The organism is Arenimonas sp. SCN 70-307, assembly GCF_001724815.1.
In the GTDB taxonomy this organism is placed as follows: Bacteria; Pseudomonadota; Gammaproteobacteria; order Xanthomonadales; family Xanthomonadaceae; genus Arenimonas.
The window spans coordinates 69,529-93,084 of sequence record NZ_MEDO01000005.1; the positions used below are offsets into that span (position 1 = coordinate 69,529).

Below are 23,556 nucleotides of genomic sequence, written 5' to 3' on the forward strand. Positions count from 1 at the left end.
TGGAGCAAAGACTCGGAATTATAGCAGCCGGGGGTGGGCCGACCCCGTGACCCGCGGCGCCTGTCGGGGTTCACTAGATGGTGTCATCCCCGGTCAAGACCCCGCCGTGGTCACTAGTCGATGTCAAAACCCGGTTTTGGCGGGTAGCCCGGCCCTTCCTGATCCCGGCATCAGACGGGAAGGCGGCCAGGAGCTTGCCTGGCCAACTCCCGCCCGGTTCAGGGGCGTGAAGGGATCCAGCTACCCGTCCAGCGGCGAGAGGCAGTCCTCAAACGTCCGTTGGGCGATGCCGACCCTATGCACCAGGTCCTTGCTCCCCGTGGCAACGGCGCACTGCATGGCGGCCAGGAGGCAGAGGCCGTTCGAGCTCCGAAGGGCGCCCTCAGCCAGCTCCAGGGGTAGGCCGTCCCGGTGGCGGCTGATGGCGTGGACGCCCGAGTGAACGAAGGAGTTGAGGGCTGACCAGGAATGGGTCCGGAAACTCTTGAGCGACTGCGAGGCCGCAGCGGGAGCGGCACGCTCGATGCCCATCAGCATGTCGTTGGCCTGGGGCAGTCCTTTCGCCCCCTGCTCGGCCTCGGCGGACAGAACCTGCTCGAGCAATTGAATCTGATCATCCTTGGCTACGTAGCAGATCCAGACGGACCGCAGGACAGCTTCGTACTGTGCCCGCAGCAGCACTGCGGCGGGGACACCGAGCCCCATCGCAAGGAGGCCTCGCACCCCTTCCCCGTGCTCAAGTGCCAAGGAGCCGGCGATGGTGGTCACCCGGAAACGAGCTTGTCCCTCAAACGGCGGAAGGCCAAACGCCTGCTCCAGGTAATCGGCCAACTCCTCTGATCGATGCAGAAAATGACCGAGGGAAGCATTCACAAGCTGGCCTGCTGGTTAAACGTCTTAACGACGCATGTCATAAGAATGAAGGAGCGTAGAATCACGCCAATTCTTGCCTCAAACCACGCCGGCCACTACGTCATCCGAGCCGGCTTGGCACGACACCCAGCCCAAGTACAGTCTGGGGCCAGACGCACGGGGAAGTTCCGATAGCCTGCCGGGCTGCGGGGTTGCACCGAGCACTCGGCAGAAGGCGCTGAAGTCATCCCAAGAGTGCGGGTCCTCCTGGAAAGACTGCACTACCATCACCGCATGATCTGCACCAAAGCGATCAGCCTCTATCAGTGCTGATGCCGTGCGGTGAAATAGCTGGTACCTCAATGTGAGGGCAGGCGGATGGCTAATTTGCAGGACCTGACATAGATACTCCAAGCGAACCTTCTTGGCGTCAGAAGCCTCCTTCAGCCACTCGCCGACTGTTGACGCGAAGGATTCACCAGCCTTTCCCTCAACAGCCATCGAGACCAGGCCATCCCCGGATCTCAAGAGCGCCCAGACGTCAGTCTGCGAAGCCTTTCCGGGCCCCACAAGTTTGACCTTATGCTCTGGTATCGCAAAAAGCAGCCGTGCACCGGCCAAGTCGGCATGCTCGTCCAGTGCTGCAGCAATCTCGACAGGAATCCCGCGGCTCGTCTTCTGGGCATGTTCCCAGGAAACAGCGGTCTCAAACGCAGACCTGCCTCTGACCCAGTGCTTCTCCGGATCAGCCAAGAGTCTCCGCCAGTCGCTCGGTCCCGACGTTGGAACAAGAATTCGGCTCATATCGACCCCACTCAAACGCAGAATCTAGATAGATCAGACATTCACAAGACTCATTCCTTCCTAAGCTTCGTCGACAACCATTCCCCGATCGATTCCCGCGCCTTCTTTGTCGCCGCAACAGTCTTTTCGGTTACGTCGCTAAGTGCGACGGTTACACGATCTGCCGTCGACGGTCTGGATTGGAAAAGGGTGGAAAGATCCTTGAGTTCTGCCTGGTAAGTGTGCGGGAACAGCGTGCTTGTGCTTAGCCAAGATATCGTCCGCTGCGTAGATATCTCTACGGACGAACTCTTGTCATCCCGGATGCTCTTCAAGCGGCACCATGCTTCGCGAAGGAACGCAATCTCGTCGTCGATCCGCCCATTGATATAGCTGCTGATTGCGGCTGGCGTAGCCTCGGGTTGTCTTGCCTTCAGGAGCGCACTCTTCTCTCTCAGCAAATCGTCTGCCTTCTCGATCAGCCGAGATAGTGCAGCTCGGGCGCTCGCTTCCCACACGAGATAGGTCTTGTCTTTAATCAGGCCGTCCATTGCGCTCTTGATCGCCCCGGATTGTCGCTGGGTCAGGATAGGCACGACCGCACCCAATACCAGCGCGCCCGCAGGGCCAAAAACAAGCAACCCAACTCCTACGCCGGCATAGTTTCCGGCGACAGCCAAGCCTGCCCGAGTTCCGCCATCAAGCAGGACCTCCTGCAGCGCCTGGGTTCCCGTGATCTCGTTTCTGTTGACGCGCTCGAGATTCCGGATTCCGCTCAGGGCCATTACAAAAAGCGGAACGTCCGGATGCAACATGTCGTCACCAGCCTCGATCGATGATCGGCTTACGTGCTCCACGACGTTGTTACTGTAGCCCTCCACGAAGTGGATTTGGTTCGTCCACTCCGGCGGCGAGTCTCCGTAGCGCTCCGACAGCTGACCGGCAAGCTCCGAATTTGCGATCACCGGATAGTCATATCCGCGATCAAAATGATTCTTGAGCGAAGAAAGGTCGCCGACATCTTTCACCTGGTACTTCGTTCCATCCACCGAGATATCCCAACCAGCCTGGTTGGACGTCTCGGGAAACTCGACGACATGACCTTGCTCCATCAACTGTGCTGCAACAACCCGCTCCGCGACGTATCCCTTCAGGTTGCTTATGGCTCCAGTCGCTGCGTCAGAGTGCATCACTTCGATCTTGTGAGCGAAGGCCGAGAATGCGATGGGGTCATCCAAATCCTCAACCCGTGAGAAATCGGCTGCACCCAAGACCATGGGGTTCAGGCTCCACGCGCTGTATAGGATGTCCCCGAGCGTGAGCCCCGCAAGCACGACATCCTCGCGCCGTTCCCGGCGCCGGTCGTCCACCAGCCCGCGCAACCTGTCCGAGCTTTGGTCAATGCTAATCGGACGCTCGAAGAGACCTGCCACTCGAGGATCAAGATTCGACGCCCTTCTGCGCACGGGTTCGATCAGCTTCCAGTCGGCCCGATAGCTGGCGAGGACCTCTGGGGGCAGCCCTCCGGACTCGCGCATAGTCTTGAGCGCGGAAAACGCATCTGGCATGGCTCGCGTACCCGCAAAACCCGCATCCAAGCCATTTAGGGCCAGCAGTGACACGACCCTTATCGCTATCCCGCTGCGCACTTGCTGGTTGGCTGAGCGTGTGGCCCACCAACCCATGCCGACTGTCGCAGCGACAATAGTAATTGGATTGGAAAGGACTGCTACGACCGACACCAGGGCGGGTCCGCTCACCAGCGGAATGAAGGCAGACGCTTGGGCGGCAAGGATGTAGGCGGAAAAACCCGCCAAGCCGACACTTGCGCCGAACGCACCCAAGCCACCACCCGTAATCAGGATCTTTCGTAGCGCGGCATCATTCAGCTCGTCGCTGCCTACTGCACCCATCAGGCGCTGTCGATCCTCTGCAGGGAGCTGCGAAAGACGGGCGCGGGTTTCGGATAGAAGGTCCTCTCTCGCCTGCTTAGACTCGGCGTCGGTCGCCTGCAGGAAAGACGACATCAGTTCCTCCATCGTCTTTCGTGCAAGCGAGTCTAGGGTGGTAGGGAGGTCGCGAGGCTCCTTCAGCCCATACATCTCCGCTAGCTTTGCGGCGCGCCCCGGTTGGATGGAGTGCAGTGCCCTTGCTACCAGATCGTCCGCAGCCGTGTCAGCAGCGCGCAAAGACGCGAACGTGAGTGGTGGAAGTTCGAGCGCCTCGCGGAGATACATCCACAAAAGAACACGCAGCTCGTCGTCCGTCAGCTTAGATTCGCGCCACGTGTCCAGACTGCACTTGACGGCGGCCGCCGCTTCGGACTCAGCAACTTCTTTGCTTGATGTGCGATTTGATTTCCACTTATCGATAAGTGTGTTGATACGTCGCTGAAGCGTGCTGTCGTCAAACAGTGCCAGGCACGCGCAAAGAAAATCTCGCGGTGCGGATCCGAGACCTGCGACGATGTCGCCGGGGGAAAGCACCGGAGGAGCGCCTACGATGGTGGCGTGTCCCGACTTCACGTAATGCGGCAACGTCGCAAGTTTGACAGCCAAGCAGCCATGCGTTCCCCAAATCGGACAAGCAGAGAAGCCCTAAACTGTCACGGCACTCCATGCTTCGCAACACTGTCGAGAACCTCGAGCCGAATGCGATACGGCGAAGGGCAAAAACCGAGAATTTTTCGTACCTAAGTTACGGATCTAGCCAGGTGCTTTCAGCTACACCTTGCATCGGGCTGGAGCGGGGAATCGGGCTCTACCTGTCCATCCAGATATAGGCGGACAGCGCGAAGGCCAGTCACTTGGCCTCCCATCATTAAATGAAGCGCGGTCTGCCCAGAGAAGAGCGCGGCAGCGTTTGGCCGCTTAATCCAACTGTCCGCCTGCTTGCCGTCTTGGAATATGGTGTGAAGCGCGCCATATATGCCTATGACACAGCTGATTCGCTCCATGGCATCGCTGGAGAGGCGACCGCGGTGCTCGCGTCTCCAGCGATAGTATGTAGAGCGAGCCGGCACGCCGAGAAGGCACCGCTCCTCGTCCGCAGATAGGTCCCACTTTCTCGCGATCCTGAAGAAGGCGCGAAGGGCAGGTCCAGCGAGGTGGCGGCGGTCTGTTGACCAAGCCGAATCGGTTGTCATGACAGGTTGTAGTGCATGTGCGAGAAATGTTCCGTTGTTCCCCTCGGGTTCTTCGCGAGCAACTCAAGCACTGGCTGCGGGATGTAGCGCTTCACCTCCACGAAGTCCGGAGAAGGATCGTCCCACCTGAACGTGGTAAGGCCGGGGTGGTAGTAATCGGGGACCTTGTCCCTGAACACTTTCTCTGCGTGGTTGACGCTTGATCCGATCACTACGAAGAGGGTCACCCCCTCGCCGGTGGCGTAATAGAGGGAGAAGGCCACTACGGCCTCGTTCACGTCCATAGGTATTCCTTGATTGAGAGTCGGTGGTGGCCGCCTGGGCGCGGCCGAGGGCACCGGCTAACCGTCTTTGTGGGCGCCGTGCCGGTAGCCGCGTAGCCAGTCGGGATCCTGCTCGATGGAAAGCAGCGGCAGCCATGGTTGCTCTGCAATCGCCACGGCTATGCTTCGTACGTCGCCGATTGACGGGTAGTGCCGAAGCAGTCGATGTGCCTCTGTCCGGATGGACTCGGGCAGCGTGCGGTCAGCTCGCAGCTCCTTCAGGAATGCGCCGGCCTGAACGAGGGCTCGCGTGCGTTCATCAGGCGTGGTCATGAACGCCCCCGTTAGGTTCGGTGGCAGATCCAGCATCGCCCCACGCCGCCTGGAATTGGGCTCGGGAAAGCTGGTCCGGCTCGCGTTCCCTGAGGCGTCCTCCTGCGGGCTGTTTCGCGGCCGTCGTCAGGAGCCTTGATGCCCTGTTTAGACGGTCCCGCAGTTCCGGATGCGCCGTCGCCTGTCCGACGGTCTCCAGCCAAGCCTCCCCGTCCAAATCGCGGGCCAGCCGGCTGCCACCCTGGCCGAGCAGCGTTCTTGCGACAAACCAGTTCAACGTTCGCCGCCAGGCGACCGAGGATGGGTCGGTTATGACCTGGATTCTCCCGCGGGACCTGCCGTGCTTCGGCATCCTCTGGGGCAGCCCAAACAGCCCGGACTCCGCTGGGAGCACCCGAGCCGCCAAGGGCAGGGCGGCGCCCTCCTCCATGCTCGCGCCGAGCGCGCGAATGCGCTCAACCAACTCAGGCCAGGCAACGACGCACTCACGGCGCCCACTGGCCTCGTCTACACGGAACTTCAGGAACCCGCGCTCGAACGCCATGACCAGGCGCGTCATGGCTGCGTCGGCCCGGGACCCTTCCGTGGCCTGCCTCACCAGCTCCAGGTCGGAGGCTAGCCAAGTGCATTCCTCGATAGCCTCGGGCGACGGGCTTGCGGCCCAGGAGACCGGGAGCACCCGCTCGCCGCACTTTCTGGTTCGCCTCCAACGAAGGAGCGGGGTCCCATGAATATGGCAGCAGGTCGCTATCTCGGAGGCCCACTGCCACCTGAAGTGGGGAGGCCTGGAGGCCAGAAGGTCTTCGTAGAAGCAGGACGGGCAGTACTCCGTCCGCCAGGATGCGGCCAGGTAATCTCCGGGAACGCTCTGGAAGTCGAACGGGACGGCCGGCTGCTCCATGCCCAGTGCCGATCCGAGCGCGGTGTTTAGGTTCTTAGGGAAGTTCCGATCGACGTCGGCCGCCCTACGATCCCAGTCCCAGCTGGAATCGAGCCGCTTGAACAGGTCGAGCCTGCTCATGCCGTAGGAGGCTCCGACGCGGTCAAGGAAGGAGGAGATGGTTTCGTGCTCCTGCATGGGGTCAGCTCGCAAGACGACGGAATCGCACGCATTGCGGGAATCAAGCAGCATCGGCCATGTCTCCCAGCAGGCTCGCCACATCCGGCATGAAGCTCGAGCGCTTGATCAGCTCCATCGTGATCTTTTCGCCGCCTTCAACGATCGCCCACAGCGCGGCCCGCCGGACGCACTTGAGGACACCATCCGTGATGCCCCCCGACTTCTTCACAAGAAGCTGCTGCATGGACTCCTTGCCCAAGTCACTGGCTTCCTTCAGCGGCAGGAACTGCTCGAACGTCCTGAGGAAGTCCGCAAGGTCGTCTCCGACCTCCCACATAGGCAAAGAGAGCACCTCGAACCGTGCTGCCAAATGGGGGTCCGACTTGAACGGGGTGGTAGCGGACTCCGTCCCCAACGCAACGACGGGCAGGCTGAGCTCGTTCATCAAGTACTTGATGACCTCGAGCACACGGACTTGCTCGCCGACGCGGGCGCCGCCGAGGTCCTGCATTTCGTCCAGGATGAGCACCCCACAGTTCAACCTACGCAGGTGGGCCGCAACGGCAATCTCCTGATCCCCCACCGTCACAGACTTGCTGATCGGCGCTCCGGTGGCTTCGAGAATCCGGTTCAGGATGGCCTTGGTCTGGCGTGCGCCGGACATGGAAATCTGCACCGCGCACTTTGCAGAGCCCTGTTCGCGGCCTCCGGATTGGTTTCGCAACGGGAACTTGAGGGCAAGCTCCTTTGCGAGGAGTGTCTTCCCCATCCCCGGATTCGCCGAAACGAAGATTCCCCGGGCCCGGCTGCGGCGCGGCTCCCGAACCATCCACTCCGCTTCATTGAGCAGGCCAAGGAAGTTGGGGTGGTACACGGTGATGTCCGAGAGGATCCGCTTCGCGCGATCCTCGTTCAAGCCATCCGCAAGGGCCTGAATCGAGGGATCCAGGTGCGGATAAGAACGGCCCTGCATCGAATCCTTGTTGGATTCCTCGTGGATGGACGTGGCCGTTTCGTTGAAGCAAGCATCAGTGGTCATTGTGATATTCCTTAGTTGAGGCGGACGGCGAGGGTCTTCGCGATGCGCGGCGAGGGGCTATGGGCGGCGGGAACGAGCTCCTGCTGCTTGGGCTGATCGGGCGGGTTAGCGCGCGCCGCTGCAGTCCTCTCCTGGGACTCCTTCAGGAGAGCCAGGGTCCGGGTGTGCGACTCATCCCGCCTCTGGAGGACACGGGGATCACGAGCAGGCGCGCGCTCCAGCGATCCGCGCCTCCGGACGTCATCGAAGGTCAGCCCCTTCCGCGAGGTGCGGGAGCTGCATTCGGCGACAGCCAACTCGTTCGACGGCAGGCGGACGTAAACGACCGAAGCATCCAGGGGGTGGTAGTGCACCACCACGTCACGGTCGTCGCCGATCCACGGAGTGAACCGCTCGCTCCAGTAGTGGCCGCCTTTGAACTCGACGCCAACCCTGCGAAGCTTCCGCTCCACTGCGGGCAGGAAGGCGCCAAGGACTTCGAGCTGCGTGCCCTTGAAAGCCGGGCCCTTCTCGCCGAAGTACTCATTCCAGGCAGCCAACGGCATCTTGTTGATGCCCTTGTGGTGGCCAAGGTGGTACTTGGTCACGATCTGCTCCGTCAGCCAAGTGGTGAACTCCCGAAGCGTCATGCATGCCGATGCCTGCGCGTCGTACTCCCCCTTCTTGACGGTGTTGCTCTGGGTCGTCCCCGGGATGAGGTGGACACGTCCCATCATCGTGCCGATCAATCGCTCGATGGTGGCGCCCATCTCAGGCGACCCAACGGGACGATACTGAAGCTTGGTCATGTACTGCTCACAGCCACGCCGAAGCGCTACGGCTCGAAACTCCATGGCGTTGTCCACCCAGATTTCCTTCATGAGCCCCTGACAGGGCCATTCGCCAGCCACGCCGTTGTTGGCAAGCCAAGCGTCCTTGGGAAGGATCGCGTTGGCCAGGCACATCGCCACGCTGGCAGACGAAGGCCGCTCGTAGGAGAGATGCAGGCCGACTACCATTCGGGTGAAGACGTCGATGGCCAGGGTCAGCCAGGGGCGACCCAAGACCTCACGCGCCGGCGTATCGGCAACCAGGATCACATCGCAAAGCGTGTGGTCGATCTCCACGCGGTGAAGCGGGTAGTCGGCCGGGGCATAGCCTGGTGCAGCGACGTGCATCTCCTTGGCGCGCTTCGCTCCTTCTCGCCTGCTCGTCCTGAGCTGAGCTGTGATGCTGTTGATTCGCTTCCGAACGGTGTTCTTGCAAGGAGGCTTGAGCCCGGCGCCTCGACAGGCGGTTGAGATGCACTCATAGAGGTGCTCGAAGCTCGGCTTCTCTCGTCTCAGGTACTCGGAATCGATCTCGTTGGAGATGATGGCCTCCCGCTCCCTCTCAACTCGCCGCAACCCGACCTTGGGACCCGGCTTCTCGGGAAGCAGCGCCAGCGGGCTGCTGTTCTCGCGGAACTTGGCGATGTACCTGTGCGCCTGGCGCTGGGACACCTGGAAAGTCTCCGCAATAACCGACGCCAGGTCGGCCATGGCAGTGTCCTGGCTGAGGCCAAGCGCAATCGCCTCCGCCAATTGATTGGCGCGACCCCAAGACTGGATGTCATACGACATCGTCGGATGCAGCAGCTCCTCCGCGGTAGGAACCGGCGCCAGGTCCGTAACCTCTGCCGGATAGATGTGCATCGATCCGTTCGGCCTGAGGAAAGCCGTGGAGTCGGTAACGGTGACGAGGGTGACGCGGCCACCTTTGTGGAGGTACTCCTCCCCAATCTTGAGCTCAATGCCCATGGCGGATCCTCCCCCACGCTTCCAGTTCACGGCGCGTCACGAGGACTCGCGGCCCCATCGCCAAGGCCAGGATCGCGGCCTCCGATCGCATCAGCGTGGACCCGAGGGACTCGAGCTTCTCGTGGGGCTTGCACTCGATGAAGCAGCGCTTGGCAAATCCGCGGTCGGCCCAGATCGCGGGAACCTCATGCCACTCCACCATGAAGTCGGGCGTGTAGCGGTAGGCGCGCTTCTGGTAGAGGTAAGAGATCGTCACCGGCTGGGAGACGATTCGCTTCACCTGGGACACGGAGGCGAGAAGCGTGATCGTGTCGCGCTCGATCAGGGATTCGAAGGCGATGGCTCCGTGACCTTCACGAACAGGGTGGTAGCCGCGGATGTTGCATCCCTTGGAAACGGGGATGGTGCGCTCCGCCCAGCGAGCCGAAAGGACGACGGCAGGGTCGGAGGGTGCGATGACTCGAGCGGCCGGCGGGTTGTCCGGCGGCGCATTTCGATGAACAAACATGGGTTGAAGCTCCTGTGTCTTGTAGGAAATGGTTTTCCAGACACGCAGGTCCCCTGCGGGCGCCGATCTGAGTTGACGGCGTCCGGTCGGGATGCGAAGCTTCGGGCGTCAGGGACCTAATCTGACAGCTCAAAGATTCGCGAAGCCCGGCCATTGCAGTGGTCGGGCTTTTGCGTTTCTGGGGCTCAGTTTTTTTGCTGCATCTGCTCTCCTCTTTCGTCGTGCCATGGGCCTGGGCGAACGGCAAAGCCGCGCGTCCGGCACCGGCCTTGCGCCAGTCCCGGTGGGTGCGCGGGCTCCAAACGCTCGGTTGGAACCACCGTAACCCTGGTTTTTCAGGAGCCCGAATCCTGGCCCTGTTCCTGAAATGATTCAGGGGGTTGAAGCGGAAACCAAGGGGTAACCAGATCGGGTAGATTGGTTTCCACCATGAACCCTCTGGAAAAGTCGTCCCAAACTCTCCGCGCCCAGACGTGGTACGCCGTGCTTATTGAGGAAATGGGCCTCAATGAGGACGACCTGGCGGCCAACAGCAGCGAGGTCTCCTTCGCGGGCCTGCATAGGCGATTCGTGCTCCCTCAGATCCCGGACTGGGCCCGAGAAGCGCTGTCCAGCCGGGGAGCGCGCCTGAGAACGCTCCAGAACGTCCGGGACAAGGGATTCAACCCAACGGCCGCCGCGGTGCGGGTCGAGACCAGGCTGGCGCCAAGGGACTGGCCGGGACGGGCCAGGGCTGAGAGGGAGGGGCACTCCTACGTCCAGCTTCCTGTCGACCTTATCGAAGCGACCCGGGCCGCCTGCCCGAAGGCCACGGCCTGGTACCACAGGCCGGTTTGGGGGCTCTGGCACACGGCTGACTACCAGGCCCTCGAGCTTCACCGGCAAATGAGCGGGATCCTCGAGGGATTGGGGTTCATGCGGTCGATCGACGTCCACGTCGACTACCGCCCGACTCGCGCGTGGCCCATACCGCATGGGCTATCGCCCGATACCACCCGGAACCCCAGCGCCCGCCCGGTCGACCCCTTGAAGCGTCTGGGGCCAGAACATCTCGACCTGCTGGCCGGCTACGTGGCCGAAGCGACCTTGTTCGGAGACATCGTGCAGCTGAAGCGATGCGCCGTACGGCTGCTCTCATTCCTTGAGACGGCCGAGCGCAAAGCTTTCCCGGGCCTGCCGGCCAAGGCGCTTCGGCCCCACATAAAGTTGTGGCTCTCGGCTTGCGCCGGGTTCATCGACGCCAAGTTTGGCCCGCTCGCGCTTGAACGGTGGTCAAGGCCGATACTCATCAAGGACTACGAAGCTCTCGACGCGAAAGGCCGAATTCGTCGGGATAGCGCGTCATCCCAAGACGGGGCACAGTTGGACGGGAGCAGTCGGGAGCCGCGAGTGGCCCCGACCAGCAGCACTGAAGGGGAAGAGTTTTGAAGCTAGAGGACGTGAAGGCCGGGGCCCAGATTTCCGGTATCGACCCCTCCGGGCCCGTTACTGTCGTTTCGGCGGATCACGTTGGACCCGATGCACTGACCATCTATTTCCGGCGGTCTGACGGCCGGTTCGGCGAGCAGATGCTGTTCCGGTCCCACGAGGCCTCGCTGAGCGCCGCCACCGTAGGTCGTCCCTGGGCGTTCGATGCGCCGGCGGAGGAATTCAAGCTCGCTACCGAGGCCTACCGCATCAAGCTGGCCCATCTGTTCGACCCGATGATGGCGGTCCATACCTCGGACGTGGAGCCGCTCCCCCACCAGATTTCGGCCGTCTACGAGGCCATGCTGCCCCGCCAGCCCTTGCGCTTCGTGCTGGCGGACGACCCGGGCGCCGGCAAGACCATCATGGCGGGCCTGCTGATCCGCGAGCTGATCATGCGCTCGGATGCCCACCGGATCCTGATCGTCTCCCCGGGCTCCCTGTCCGGCCAGTGGCAGGACGAGCTTTGGGAGAAGTTCGGACTCAAGTTCGACATCTTCAGCAAGGAAAAGCAGGAGTCGTCGGCCAGCGGCAACTACTTCGACGAGAACGACCGGGTGATCGCACGACTGGACCAGCTGTCCCGCAGCGAGGACCTTCAGGAGAAGCTCAAGAGCACCCACTGGGACCTGATCGTCGTCGACGAGGCCCACAAGCTCTCGGCCAATTACTTCGGCAACCAGGTCAACGAAACGCTCCGCTTCAAGCTGGGCAAGCTGCTGGGCTCGATTACTCGGCACTTCCTGCTGATGACCGCCACGCCGCACAACGGCAAGGAAGAAGACTTCCAGCTCTTCCTGTCGCTGATCGACAGCGATCGGTTCTACGGAAAATTCCGGGAAGGCGCCCACAAGGTCGACGTCACCGACCTGATGCGCCGCATGGTCAAGGAAGAGCTGCTGAAGTTCGACGGCACTCGCCTGTTTCCCGAGCGCCGGGCCTACACAGCCAACTACGAGCTGTCAGACCTTGAGGCGTCCCTGTACGCCCACGTGACCGACTACGTCCGCAACGAGATGAACCGTGCGGACAAGCTGGACGACCAAAAGAAGAAGGGCAACGTCGGGTTCGCCCTGACCCAGCTTCAGCGGCGCCTGGCATCCAGCCCCGAGGCCATCTTCCAGTCGCTCAAGCGCAGAAAGAAGCGCCTCGAGGACCGTCTGGAGGAGATGAAGATCATTGCCCGGGGCAATCGTGTCGGCCAGACGCTGACCACCTATCGCCCCGTCGTTATGGATGTTCCCGACAACATCGATGAGTCGGAGGATGCGCTGAGCCCGGAGGACTATGAGAACTTCTCCGAGCAGGTCGTGGACCAGGCGACCGCCGCCGAGACGATCCAGGAGCTCGAGGCCGAGATCTTCGCCCTGAAGTCCCTCGAACAGGAGGCGGCGGGCGTTGTTGCTTCCAAGAAAGACCAGAAGTGGAAGCAGCTGTCCCAGATTCTCCAGGATCAGCCCGAGATGCGGGATGCCCAGGGGAATCGCCGGAAGATCATCATCTTCACCGAGTACCGCGACACGCTGAACTACTTGCAGGCCAAGATCGGCGACATGTTGGGGAACCCGGCTGCGGTGGTCACCATCCACGGCGGCACCAACCGCGACGAGCGGCGCAAGACCCAGGAGGAGTTCCGCCAGAACAAGGAGGTTCTCGTCCTGGTGGCCACCGATGCCGCGGGCGAAGGCGTGAACCTGCAAAACGCCAACCTCATGGTCAATTACGACCTTCCCTGGAACCCCAACCGCATCGAGCAGCGTTTCGGCCGAATCCATCGAATCGGCCAGCGCGAGGTCTGCCACCTGTGGAACCTGGTGGCCAGCGAGACCCGCGAGGGCGATGTGTTCCGCCGTCTTTTCGAGAAGATCGAGATCGAGAAGCAGGCGTTGGGCGGGCGGGTGTTCGATGTCCTGGGCGAGGCCTTCGACAACCAATCCCTGAAAGACCTGCTCGTCGAAGCTATCCGCTATGGCGAGAGCCCCGAGGTCAAGGCCAGGCTCAACGAGGTCATCGACAACACTTTCGACACCGAGAAGCTGAAGGAGATCTTCAAGCGTAACGCGCTGGTCGACAACCACATGTCGCTGGAGAATCTCTACGCGATCAAGGAAGAAATGGACAAGGCCGAGGCCAGGAAGCTCCAGCCTCACTTCATCCGGTCCTTCTTCCTGGAGGCGCTGGAACGCCTCGGCGGCGAAGCCAGGCAGCGGGAAACGGGACGTTTCGAGATCCCCCATGTACCCAGCATCATCCGGGAGCGCGACCGGACCATCGGCGAGACCCGGACCCCCGTCCTGCGTGCGTATCACCGCATCTGCTTCGAGAAGAAGGACGTGCGCGTGGATGGCAAGCCGCTGGCCGACCTGATCCATCCGGCTCATCCGCTCATGGGCTCCGTACTGGACCTGATGCTGGAGAACCAGCGCTCCCGGCTCAAGCAGGGCGCCGTACTGCTCGACCCTTCGGATGACGGCACCGAGCCCCGGCTGCTGCTGCTCATCGACCACAGTGTGAAGGAAGGGGCGGCCGACGACGCCAAGATTGTCTCTCGGCGCCTGCAGTTCGTCTCGGTGTCGCCCAGTGGCGAAACACACTTCGCAGGCTGGGCCCCGCACCTTGATCTGGTGCCCCTGGGCAAGGACCAGGTGGCAGCCGTGTCGTCCCTGCTGGACCAGCCCTGGCTCAAGTCAGGCATCGAGGCCAAGGCCCTGGCCTACGCCTCCAGCGCGATCGTTCCCGAGCACTTCGAAGAGGTGCGCACGCGCCGGCTGGCCCAGACGGACAAGATCCACGAGGCGGTGCGCAAGCGGCTGGTGAAGGAGATCAATTACCTGAACCACCGCGTCATCGAACTCGAGGCCGAGGTCAAAGCAGGCAGACAGCCACGGATGCAGCCGGACCAGCTCCGGCGGAGGTCGGAGGAGCTGACGGCGCGTCTGCAGGAGCGCGAGCGAGAGCTGGAGGCCATGCGCCACCTGGTCCCGGCCACCCCGGTCATCGTGGGCGGCGCGCTGGTGGTCCCAGCCGGCCTGTTCGCCAAGCAAGGTGGCGATCCGGGCCTGTTTGCCGCGGATGCCGAGGCCCGGGCCCGTATCGAGCGCATTGCCATGGAGGCCGTCATCGCCGCCGAGGCAGCCCTGGGCCATGTCACTAAGGACGTGTCCGCGGAAAAGTGCGGCTGGGACATCACCTCCCATGCCCCGACGGCGGGGGGCGTGCTCCAGGACGCCCGCCTGATCGAGGTGAAGGGCCGGGCCAAGGGCGCCACCACCCTGACGGTGACCCGGAACGAGATCATCACCGCCCTCAACAAGCCCGACCAGTTCCTGCTGGCCATCGTCCTGGTGGACGAGGCCGGCCAGGCGGAGGGCCCGTACTACCTCTCCCGTCCGTTTGACACCGAACCGGGGTGGGCCGTGGCCAGCGTCAATCTGGACCTGGGCGCCCTTCTGGCGAAGGCCAGGGCCGAAGTCTAGGACATTTTGTGGGACAAAGCGCCTCTCAAGAAGGCGCTAAAGCATTGTTTATAAAGCGAACATTGTGCGTTTGAAAGTGGACATATAGAGGCCCATAATCCCCGAATGACCACCCCCGTCCTCCGCATCGAAACCGAGCGATTCGGCCCCTTCACCTTCCAGGTCGGGGTCGACCAAGAGGCGGTGGCCGTCCCTCTGGTCCGGGCGGAGGACGCCTGGCACCGGTTCAGCACCTCGCCCCTGGCCTCCGTGGCCAACCGGCTGCAGCGCGAGGTGCTGGTCCAGTCCGTCTTCGGCACCAACACCATCGAGGGCGCCAACCTCACCGAGGAAGAGACCGGCAGGGCCCTGGACCTGGACCCCGCCACGGTCCAGGCCGAGCAGGAGATCCGGGTCCGGAACATCAAGGCGGCCTACGAGCTGGCGGTGCGCTCCTCGGAGGATCCCGCCTGGCGCCTCTCCGTGGACTACGTCAAAGCCGTCCACGCCGAGATCTGCCGCGACCTGGCCCACGCGGACAACCGGCCAGGCCTGTTCCGCGACAACCCCAAGGAGCGGCCCACGGTGGTCGGCGATGCCGACCATGGCGGGACCTACAAGCCGCCCCAGTTTGGGCGGGACATCCATCGGCTGATGGAGGGTCTGGTCGAGTGGCACCAGCAGTTGGTCGACGCCAAGGTGTCGCCGCTGATTCGCGCCCCCCTGGTCCACCTCTACTACGAGCTCATCCACCCCTTCTGGGATGGCAATGGTCGCGTGGGCCGCGTCCTCGAGGCCACGCTGCTGCGGCACGCCGGCTACAAGTACGCCCCGTTTGCCCTGGCCAAGTACTACCAGGAGCAGATCCACCAGTACTTCGCCCTGTTCAACCAATGCCGCAAGGGCGCCGAAAAGCACGCCGGCAACCCGAATACCCCCTTCGTCCATTTCCATCTCGAAGGGCTGAGGGTCGTCATCGACCGGCTGCACGACCGCGTCAACGAGATGGTGAACATGCTGCTGTTCGAGGCGGTGGTGCGCCAGCATGTGGACGCCAAGGAGATCAACCAGCGCCAGTACGCCATCGTGAAGCACGTGATGGAGTACGGCCGTCCGATGCCGTTGACGGTGTTGCGTGCAGACCCTCGATACCAGGCGTTCTATCTCAAGAAGACGGACAAGACTCGCCAGCGCGATCTTAGGGGGTTGTACGAACTCAACCTGATGCATCTCGATGCCAAGAACCAGCTATGGCCTGGCTTCGCCACGGCACAGGTGGTGGCCAAGTGATCGAGCCGACGGTCTACCCCTCTGTAGATGCGGACGGGCGGTTCATCCTGAGCCCCGGTAGGTGGTACGGCTGGCAGATGCTCCCGGGCTACACCACCGGCTTTAGCCCTTACTTCTCGCCGATCCGGATTGAGAGGGTGGTTCCGAAGAAGACGGGAGCGGGCTGGTTGGATATCGCGTTCTACAACGCCTTCTATGCACAGGGCGTCCAGGACTTCCACATCTCGGCACGCATCCTGATCCGCGGGGAGAATTACCTTGTCTGTGCCATCGAAGGCGCGAACTCAACCCAGCGAACGGCAGTCATCAGCAGCCTGTCCATGGACTGGCTCCGGGATCACTGTCGGGAATTCCTCGAGAAAATTTCTCATAGGGAAATGGAAGGGCTCGCCAAGAGCGAGATGGACTATTTTCTGAACATGGCCATCTTTGGCTCACTGCGCCCAACCCAAGCTAGCGCTTGAGCGGCCTCACGAAACTCAATCCAGGTTGCAGTCGTAATGCAGATCCGATCACCCAAGAAACTCATCGAAGTCGCCTTGCCTCTAGACGACATCAATGAGGAGGCGTCGCTTAGAAAGCGAAAAGCTCCAGCCGGATACCCGACGGCGCTCCACAAGTGGTGGGCTCAGCGCCCGCCTGCGGCCGCCCGGGCCGTGCTGTTCGCCCAACTTGTCAACGACCCTGGCTATGAGTCGGGAAGCGGTTTCCAGCGCGGCGTCAACAAGAAACTGGCAGCGATTGAGCGCGAGCGATTGTTCGGCATCATCCGTGATCTCGTCAAATGGGAGAACACAAACAACGAGGCTGTACTAAACGCAGCACGAGAGGAGATTAGCAAGAGCTGGCGCGAGACCTGCAAGCTCAATGAAAAGCACCCGCTAGCTGCACAGCTCTTCAATCCGGACGCACCCCTGCCCTTCCACGACCCGTTTGGTGGCAGCGGCGCGATTCCGCTTGAGGCTCAGCGCCTTGGGCTTACGGCACATGCCTCCGACTTGAATCCGGTAGCTGTATTGATCAACAAAGCAATGATCGAAATACCGCCAAAGTTCGCGGGTCGAGCGCCAGTGGGGCCACTTCCGCCCGCTGAGAAGCAGAGCAAGATGGCAGAAGATTGGTCGCGCGTGCGCGGCATGGCCGAAGATGTCAGGCGCTACGGGCACTGGATACGCGAACAGGCCCATCAACGAATCGGGCGTCTTTATCCGACAGTTGAGATCACTGCCCCCATGGCAGCGGAAAGGCCAGACTTGAAGCCCTTGGTAGGGCAAAAGTTGAGTGTCGTCGCATGGTTGTGGGCGCGTACGGTCAGAAGTCCAAACCCAGCCTACTCGCATGTCGAGGTTCCCCTCGCTTCGACGTTTTTACTATCCAGTAAGGCTGGAAAAGAAGCCTGGGTCGAGCCAGTAATTGAAGGCGACCGCTACCACTTCGATGTCAAGGTTGCCAGTGGCAAAGTCAGACCACCCGCAGACGCCAAAGACGGAACGAAAGCTTCAGGCCGAGGTTCAAACTTCCTATGCGTGCTTTCGGGTTCGCCGATCAGCGGTGACTACATCAAGGAAGAGGGTCAGGCGGGAAGAATGGGGCAGCGGCTCATGGCTGTTGTAGCTGAAGGGGGCCGAAGCCGCGTCTATCTATCGCCAGACGAAGCGCAGTCAGCAACAGCAGGATCGGCAATACCCAGCTGGAAGCCGGATGGTGAGGTTCCATCTCGACTAACGGGTGGAACTTGCTACAACTACGGCCTCAAGAAATGGGGTGATCTTTTCACCGCACGCCAGTTGGTCGCATTGACCACTTTCTCTGATCTTGTGTCTGAATGCCGCGATCGAATTCGTGCTGATGCCATCAATGCCGGCGTAAAAGACGACGGCCGCGGTCTTGACGCGGGCGGCACGGGTGCATCTGCATACGCCGAAGCGGTGAGTCTATTTCTGGCATTTGCAGCGAGTCGTTGCTTTGATTACGGCTGTTCGATCGCTACTTGGCGACCGAAAGATAATGCCATGAGGTCGGGCATGTCGAAGCAAGCCATTCCGATGACTTGGGACTTCGCCGAGGGAAATCCCTTTGGTGATTCCAGCTCTGGACTTATCGAATGCGCGTATGTCGTGGCGCGAGTGTTGGAAGTAGCGCTGGCGCCCCCGTCGTCTCAGTCGGGTCTGGCCGAGCAAATTGATGCTGCAAGCGAACGGCCTCTCCCTTGGACACCTGCAATGGTGGTCAGCACGGACCCACCCTACTACGACAATATCGGCTATGCGGATCTGTCGGATTTCTTCTATGTATGCCTGCGTAGGGCCTTGAGGTCGGTTTACCCATCCTTGTTTGCAACCGTCGCGGTGCCGAAGGCCGAAGAGCTGGTAGCAGCCTCCTATCGCCATGGGGGAAAGGTCGAAGCGGAGAGCTTCTTTCTCGATGGCATGACCCGAGCAATGCAACGCATAAGTGAGCGAGCACATCCTGCGTTCCCTGTCACCATTTATTACGCCTTCAAACAATCAGAAACCAAAGACAAGGGCACCGCTTCGACCGGCTGGGAAACCTTTCTGTCAGCCGTAATTCGAGCAGGCCTGAGCATTTCTGGGACGTGGCCTGTTCAGACGGAAGGCGATAACCGACAAGTCGGCGTAGGCAACAACGCGCTTGCTTCTAGCATTATTCTGGTATGTCGCCGCCGACCTTCAGATGCGCCCGCCATTTCACGAAAAGACTTCATTCGCGAGCTAAAGAACGAGTTGGCCGAGTCAATAGAGGCGATGCTCGGTGGGGAAGGTGGGGCATCTCCAATCGCTCCGGTTGATCTGGCACAGGCCGCAATCGGGCCAGGGATGTCAGTTTTCTCCCGCTACAGTGCCGTACTAGAGGCGAATGGCGAACCGATGACTGTTCATACCGCCCTCACTCTAATTAACAAGCAAGTCGACGAGGTCTTGGGCGGCGAGAACTTTGATCCCGACACCAATTTTTGTCTCGGATGGTTCCAAGAGTACGGTTGGTCTGAAGGCGAGTTCGGGACAGCAAACGTCCTAGCTCAAGCCAAGGCGACGTCGGTTGCCTCGGTGGAGCAGGCGGGAGTAATTAGAGCTCAAGGCGGAAAAGTCAAACTACTCAAATCGGCAGAGTATCCGTCCGATTGGGATCCTAGACGCGATAATCGCAAGCCAGCGTGGGAGGCTCTTCACCAACTCATTCGCGCCTTGAATCAAGGTGGCGAATCAGCTGCCGGAGCCCTACTTGCCCAAATGCCGGAGCTGAGTGGTGACATTCGTCGCCTTTCCTTCTGGCTTTACACTCGATGTGAGCGGAAAGGATGGGCAGACGACGCGCGGGGGTACAACGAACTGGCGACGTCATGGCATGCAATTGATGCAGCGTCTCACCAGGTGGGACATGTGGGCGGTCAAACCACATTGGATATTTAACGCAAAGATCGGCCCTGTCTCCAATCTGACCTGTCGAAACTGGAAATTACGGATATGACTGTAAAGCCTTGGCGCGAGATTGCTATTCCCCACGCGGACGTCCTGAGGGGCACCTTCCAGCAGGCAGAATTCGCTGCGGACATCACTCGCGTCCAGGCTAGGACGGCAACTTCCGAGTACCAGGATCCGGTGCTGTTCTTCCGCCGCACCTTCATCACGGAAGGCATGGGCCTTCTTTTGGATTCCGTCGTACGCCGCTTGAATGGCCAGGGAGGGGATCCTGTCATCCAACTGCAGACGGCCTTTGGTGGTGGCAAGACCCACACCATGCTCGCGGTGCTCCACCTCGCCCAGGGCGAGGCTGCTGCCCGTGACCTTGATGGAATCCCGGCCATCCTCGACAAGGCAGGCATCACTGACCTTCCCAAGGCTCGGGTCATCGTTCTGGATGGCAACCAGCAGGCACCCAACCAGCCCCGAAAGGTTGAGGGCCACGAGATTCGCACCCTTTGGGGTGAGCTGGCCTGGCAGCTGGGCAAAGCCGATGGCTACGCGATGATTGCCGAGTCGGACCGCGCCGGGACCTCGCCGGGCAAAGACGTTCTCGCTGACCTGATCAAGCGCTACTCGCCCTGTGTCATCCTCGTCGACGAGCTGGTGGCCTACGTCCGCCAGTTCGAGGCCGGAAAGGCCCTGACCGGCGGCACCTACGATTCCAACCTGTCCTTCATCCAGGCCCTGACCGAGGCACTGAAGGCCGTGCCCAACGCCTTGATGCTCGCCTCCCTGCCCGAGTCCGAGCGCGAGGCCGGCAGCGATCGCGGCGTGGCCGCCCTCCGTGCGCTGGAGCATTACTTCGGCCGCGTCCAGGCGATCTGGAAGCCGGTGGGTACCGAGGAAGCCTTTGAGATTGTGCGTCGCCGCCTCTTTGCCGAGATCAAGGACCGATCGGCTGCGGACGACGTCTGCCGGGCCTTTGCCGATCTCTACATCGAGTACGGCGGCGAGCTGCCCTCGGAAACCCAGGAAGGCCAGTACTTGGCGCGCATGCGCAGCGCGTACCCGATCCACCCCGAGTACTTCGAGCGCCTCTACAAGGACTGGTCATCCCTGCCCACCTTCCAGCGCACGCGTGGCGTGCTGAAGCTGATGGCCAAGGTCATCCACCGGCTCTGGCAGGACGGCAACCAGGATCTGCTGCTGATGCCGGGTAGCACGCCCCTGTATGACGCCACGGTCCGGGCCGAGATGCTCAATTACCTGCCCCCGGGCTGGGATCCGGTGCTGGAACGCGACGTCGACGGCGAGCATTCCGAGCCGGTCGAGATCGAGCGGCGCGAGCCGAAGTTCGGCGCCATCCAGGCCTGCCGCCGCCTCGCCCGCTCAATCTTCCTGGGGAGCGCGCCAACCTCGGTCAATCAGATGGCCCAGGGCCTCGAGACGGAGCGGATCCTCCTTGGCTGCATGCAGCCTGGCCAGGCCCCGCACGTCTATCGCGATGCCATGCCGCGCCTGGAGAACCGGCTCACTTACCTCAACAAGGGCAACGGACGCTGGTGGCTGGATGTGCGCCCGAACCTGCGGCGCGAAATGGAAGATCGCAAACGCCGCTTCAAGGACGCCGAGGACGTGGTCCCGGGGATTCGCGAGTCGCTGCAGTCCGCGTTGGGCGGCGGCCCACTCGATGCCGCCCACATCTTCACGCCCAGCTCCGACATCCCCGATGACTGGGCGCTTCGTCTTGTCGTGCTGCCGCCCCAGGCCACCCATGCCCGCACCGGGGCCAGCCAGGCCATCCCGGCGGCCCTGTCGATCCTGAAGAACCGGGGCGACCAGCCACGCTTGAAGCAGAACCGCCTGATCTTCCTCGCTCCCGAGGCCGATCGCGTTTCCCATCTGATGGACACCGTCCGAACGCTGCTGGCCTGGACCAGCATCGTCAACGACGTCAGGGACAACCGGATCACGCTCGACAACCTGCAGGCCAGACAGGCTGCGCAAAACCGTGACCAGGTGAAGGAAGCCTTAGCAAGGACCGTCCGAGAGACCTACTGCTGGGTGCTGACCCCCATGCAGCAGGCCAAGCCCGGCAGCGGCGCAGGGGAAATCGAGTGGGAAGCCCATTCGCTGACCAAGACCGCCGACCCGATGAGCAAGGAGATCGACAAGCTTCTTCACGAGAATGAACTCGTCATCTCCGACTGGGCACCCATCCACCTCCATCGCCTGTGCGCCACCTGGTTCTGGAAGCCCAACGAGCCGGACTGCTCGGCGGTAGACCTCTGGCAGAAGTCCTGCAGCTACCTGTACTTCCCGAGGCTTCGAAAATCCACGGTCGTCCAGAACGCCGTGGCGGCCGGCGCAGCTGCAACCGACGTCTTCGGCCTCGCCTACGGCAAGGAAGGCGACATCTATCGCAGCTTCAGCCTGGGCAAGAGCACGACGCCGATGATGGAGGAGCTGATCCTCATCGAGCCGAAGCATGCGGCTGCGTACCAGCAGAAGCTTGATGCGGAACGTGCTGCTACTCCGGCGCCCATTAGCCAACCAGGCGGGACGCAGCCCACCGGAGGAACTGGCGGGGCCGGAGGACCGAACCCACCGCCCGCGCCGACTGGCACGAAGGGTCCGGCATCTAAGCCAACCCACTTCTACGCAACCGTGGAGCTGGATCCGGTCAAGGCGTCGCTGCAGTTCTCGAGCATCGTTAATGAGGTCGTTGAACTATTTACGGCGACGCCTGGCGCGCGAGTGAAGATTAAGGTGGACATCGAGGCAACAGCAATCAGCGGCTTCGACGATGGAACCGTGCGAGCGGCCAAGGAGAACAGTCGTACCTTGAAGTTCCAATCTTCTGAGTTTGACTAAGTAGAAATCAGCCCAAGGCTCTAAACGCGAGCAAATCCGTAACGGACTAGAGGATGGCGAAGTCACATGTCGACTAATCGAGAAAATAGTGGACGGGTTCTACCCCGATTCTGCGGACACTTTCACTAAGATCCATACTGGGTCAAAGGAGTGTCCATGTCCAAGCGCAAGCGCTACAGCCCTGAATACAAGCACGAGCTGGTCGAACTGGTCCGCCGGTCGAAGTCGAGCTGCCGGAAGATTGCCCTGGAGGTCGGGGTCACCCCGGCCTTGCTGACCCGCTGGGTGCGGGAAGCCGACGCCGGCGGAACGCAGGCCTTCCCAGGCGGCGGAACTCCGCGCGACGAGGAGCTCGCCCGCACCAAACGCGAGCTGGCGCGGGTGACCAAGGAGCGTGATTTCCTAAAAAGCGCGGCGGCGTACTTCGCGAAGCAATCACCGAACGGTACGCAGTGATTGAGTATTGCCGCAGCGAGTTTCCCGTGGGACTGATGTGCCGTTGCCTTGAAGTTTCGACCAGCGGTTTCTACGCCTGGTCTGGGCGCAAGCCCGGACCGCGGGCGCGGGATAACGCGCGCCTGCTGGTCCGTATCCGGGAGATGCATGAGGACAGCAGGGGCATTCTCGGTGCGCCGCGAATGCACGAGGATCTGGGCGACGAGGGCGAAACCGCCAGCCTCAACCGGGTCGCCCGGCTGATGGCGGCCAACGGGATTCAGGGCTGGCCGCAGCGCAAAAAGCGGCGGTTTGGCCAGAAGCCCGGCACGCGTCCGGTCGGCGTCGAGAATCTTCTCGAGCGTGACTTCGATGCCTTCGAGCCCGAAACCAAATGGGTCACGGATATCTCCGAGATCCTGACGGATGAGGGCAAGCTGTTCCTGTGCGTCGTGCTGGATCTGTACTGCAAGCGGGTAATGGGCTGGTCGATGCACCATCGTCAGGACCGCCACATGGTCGTGCGCGCCATCCAGGCGGCGGTGTGGCAGCGGGAAGGCGAGAACGAAGTGATCCTGCATTCGGATCGCGGCGGGCAATTCATAAGCGGCACGTACCAGAAATTCCTGGGCGGCAACGCCTTGGTCTGCAGCATGAGCGCAGTCGGCCATTGCGGCGACAACGCGGCATGCGAAGGGTTCTTCGGGGTGCTCAAGCGGGAGCGCGTCTACCGCACCCACTACCGGACCCGGCGTAAGCTTCCCCGTCAAGCACACAAGGCAAAAGTAGAACTTTCCTCGTATTGCTGGCGGACCTCGGCGGGCGTCAGATCGCCGAGGGAATCGTGGG

The 23,556-nt window shown here is 61.7% G+C and carries 16 protein-coding genes and 1 pseudogene; 7 read left to right on the forward strand and 10 right to left on the reverse strand.

Going from position 1 to position 23,556, the window contains the following annotated elements:
• Positions 1-240 precede the first annotated feature (240 nt).
• The 10 genes from ABS41_RS03385 to ABS41_RS03430 form a co-directional block, all read right to left on the reverse strand.
• Positions 241-873, reverse strand: a complete 633-nt coding sequence (locus ABS41_RS03385; RefSeq protein ID WP_290590557.1) for a hypothetical protein — start codon at positions 871-873, stop codon at positions 241-243.
• Positions 874-951: 78 nt separating this feature from the next.
• A complete protein-coding gene (locus tag ABS41_RS03390) occupies positions 952-1,605 on the reverse strand; it encodes a hypothetical protein (protein ID WP_290590560.1) in 654 nt (217 codons plus the stop codon).
• Positions 1,606-1,706: 101 nt separating this feature from the next.
• A complete protein-coding gene (locus ABS41_RS03395) occupies positions 1,707-4,193 on the reverse strand; it encodes a hypothetical protein (RefSeq protein ID WP_290590563.1) in 2,487 nt (828 codons plus the stop codon).
• A gap of 161 nt (positions 4,194-4,354) precedes the next feature.
• The gene (locus ABS41_RS13760) at positions 4,355-4,780 is read right to left on the reverse strand and encodes a Y4oB family protein (protein ID WP_343123823.1); all 426 of its coding nucleotides are present in this window, start codon (positions 4,778-4,780) and stop codon (positions 4,355-4,357) included.
• Positions 4,777-5,064 (reverse strand): hypothetical protein, encoded by a 288-nt coding sequence (locus ABS41_RS03405; protein WP_290590566.1) that lies wholly within the window; start codon positions 5,062-5,064, stop codon positions 4,777-4,779. The genes ABS41_RS13760 and ABS41_RS03405 overlap by 4 nt, the downstream gene beginning before the upstream one ends.
• Positions 5,065-5,121: 57 nt before the next feature.
• A complete protein-coding gene (locus ABS41_RS03410; RefSeq protein ID WP_290590569.1) occupies positions 5,122-5,376 on the reverse strand; it encodes a BPSL0761 family protein in 255 nt (84 codons plus the stop codon).
• Complete coding sequence (locus ABS41_RS03415) at positions 5,363-6,454, reverse strand: TniQ family protein (protein ID WP_290590572.1); 1,092 nt, start codon at positions 6,452-6,454, stop codon at positions 5,363-5,365. The genes ABS41_RS03410 and ABS41_RS03415 overlap by 14 nt, the downstream gene beginning before the upstream one ends.
• Before the next feature lie 43 nt (positions 6,455-6,497).
• Positions 6,498-7,475: a TniB family NTP-binding protein gene (locus ABS41_RS03420; protein WP_290590575.1), complete on the reverse strand. Its 978-nt coding sequence runs from the start codon at positions 7,473-7,475 to the stop codon at positions 6,498-6,500.
• Between the two features lie 11 nt (positions 7,476-7,486).
• The gene (locus tag ABS41_RS03425) at positions 7,487-9,253 is read right to left on the reverse strand and encodes a Mu transposase C-terminal domain-containing protein (RefSeq protein ID WP_290590578.1); all 1,767 of its coding nucleotides are present in this window, start codon (positions 9,251-9,253) and stop codon (positions 7,487-7,489) included.
• Positions 9,243-9,761, reverse strand: a complete 519-nt coding sequence (locus ABS41_RS03430; RefSeq protein ID WP_290590581.1) for a TnsA endonuclease N-terminal domain-containing protein — start codon at positions 9,759-9,761, stop codon at positions 9,243-9,245. Before ABS41_RS03430 ends, ABS41_RS03425 begins: the two co-directional genes overlap by 11 nt.
• 429 nt (positions 9,762-10,190) lie before the next feature.
• Between ABS41_RS03430 and ABS41_RS03435 the strand changes: the two genes are divergently transcribed.
• The 7 genes and pseudogenes from ABS41_RS03435 to ABS41_RS03465 form a co-directional block, all read left to right on the forward strand.
• Positions 10,191-11,189 carry a hypothetical protein gene (locus ABS41_RS03435; RefSeq protein ID WP_290590584.1) on the forward strand — a complete coding sequence of 333 codons (999 nt, stop codon included), beginning with the start codon at positions 10,191-10,193 and terminating at the stop codon, positions 11,187-11,189.
• Positions 11,186-14,704, forward strand: coding sequence for a helicase-related protein (locus tag ABS41_RS03440; RefSeq protein ID WP_290590587.1), 3,519 nt, complete (start codon positions 11,186-11,188; stop codon positions 14,702-14,704). The genes ABS41_RS03435 and ABS41_RS03440 overlap by 4 nt, the downstream gene beginning before the upstream one ends.
• 105 nt (positions 14,705-14,809) lie before the next feature.
• Complete coding sequence (locus ABS41_RS03445) at positions 14,810-15,973, forward strand: Fic family protein (RefSeq protein WP_290590590.1); 1,164 nt, start codon at positions 14,810-14,812, stop codon at positions 15,971-15,973.
• Positions 15,970-16,437 carry a hypothetical protein gene (locus ABS41_RS03450; RefSeq protein WP_290590593.1) on the forward strand — a complete coding sequence of 156 codons (468 nt, stop codon included), beginning with the start codon at positions 15,970-15,972 and terminating at the stop codon, positions 16,435-16,437. Before ABS41_RS03445 ends, ABS41_RS03450 begins: the two co-directional genes overlap by 4 nt.
• A gap of 36 nt (positions 16,438-16,473) precedes the next feature.
• Positions 16,474-19,404, forward strand: coding sequence for a DUF1156 domain-containing protein (locus ABS41_RS03455; protein ID WP_290590596.1), 2,931 nt, complete (start codon positions 16,474-16,476; stop codon positions 19,402-19,404).
• Between the two features lie 54 nt (positions 19,405-19,458).
• Complete coding sequence (locus tag ABS41_RS03460) at positions 19,459-22,272, forward strand: DUF499 domain-containing protein (RefSeq protein WP_290590599.1); 2,814 nt, start codon at positions 19,459-19,461, stop codon at positions 22,270-22,272.
• A gap of 156 nt (positions 22,273-22,428) precedes the next feature.
• Positions 22,429-23,444, forward strand: a pseudogene (locus ABS41_RS03465) (IS3 family transposase); the annotation flags it as partial.
• Positions 23,445-23,556: the final 112 nt, after the last annotated feature.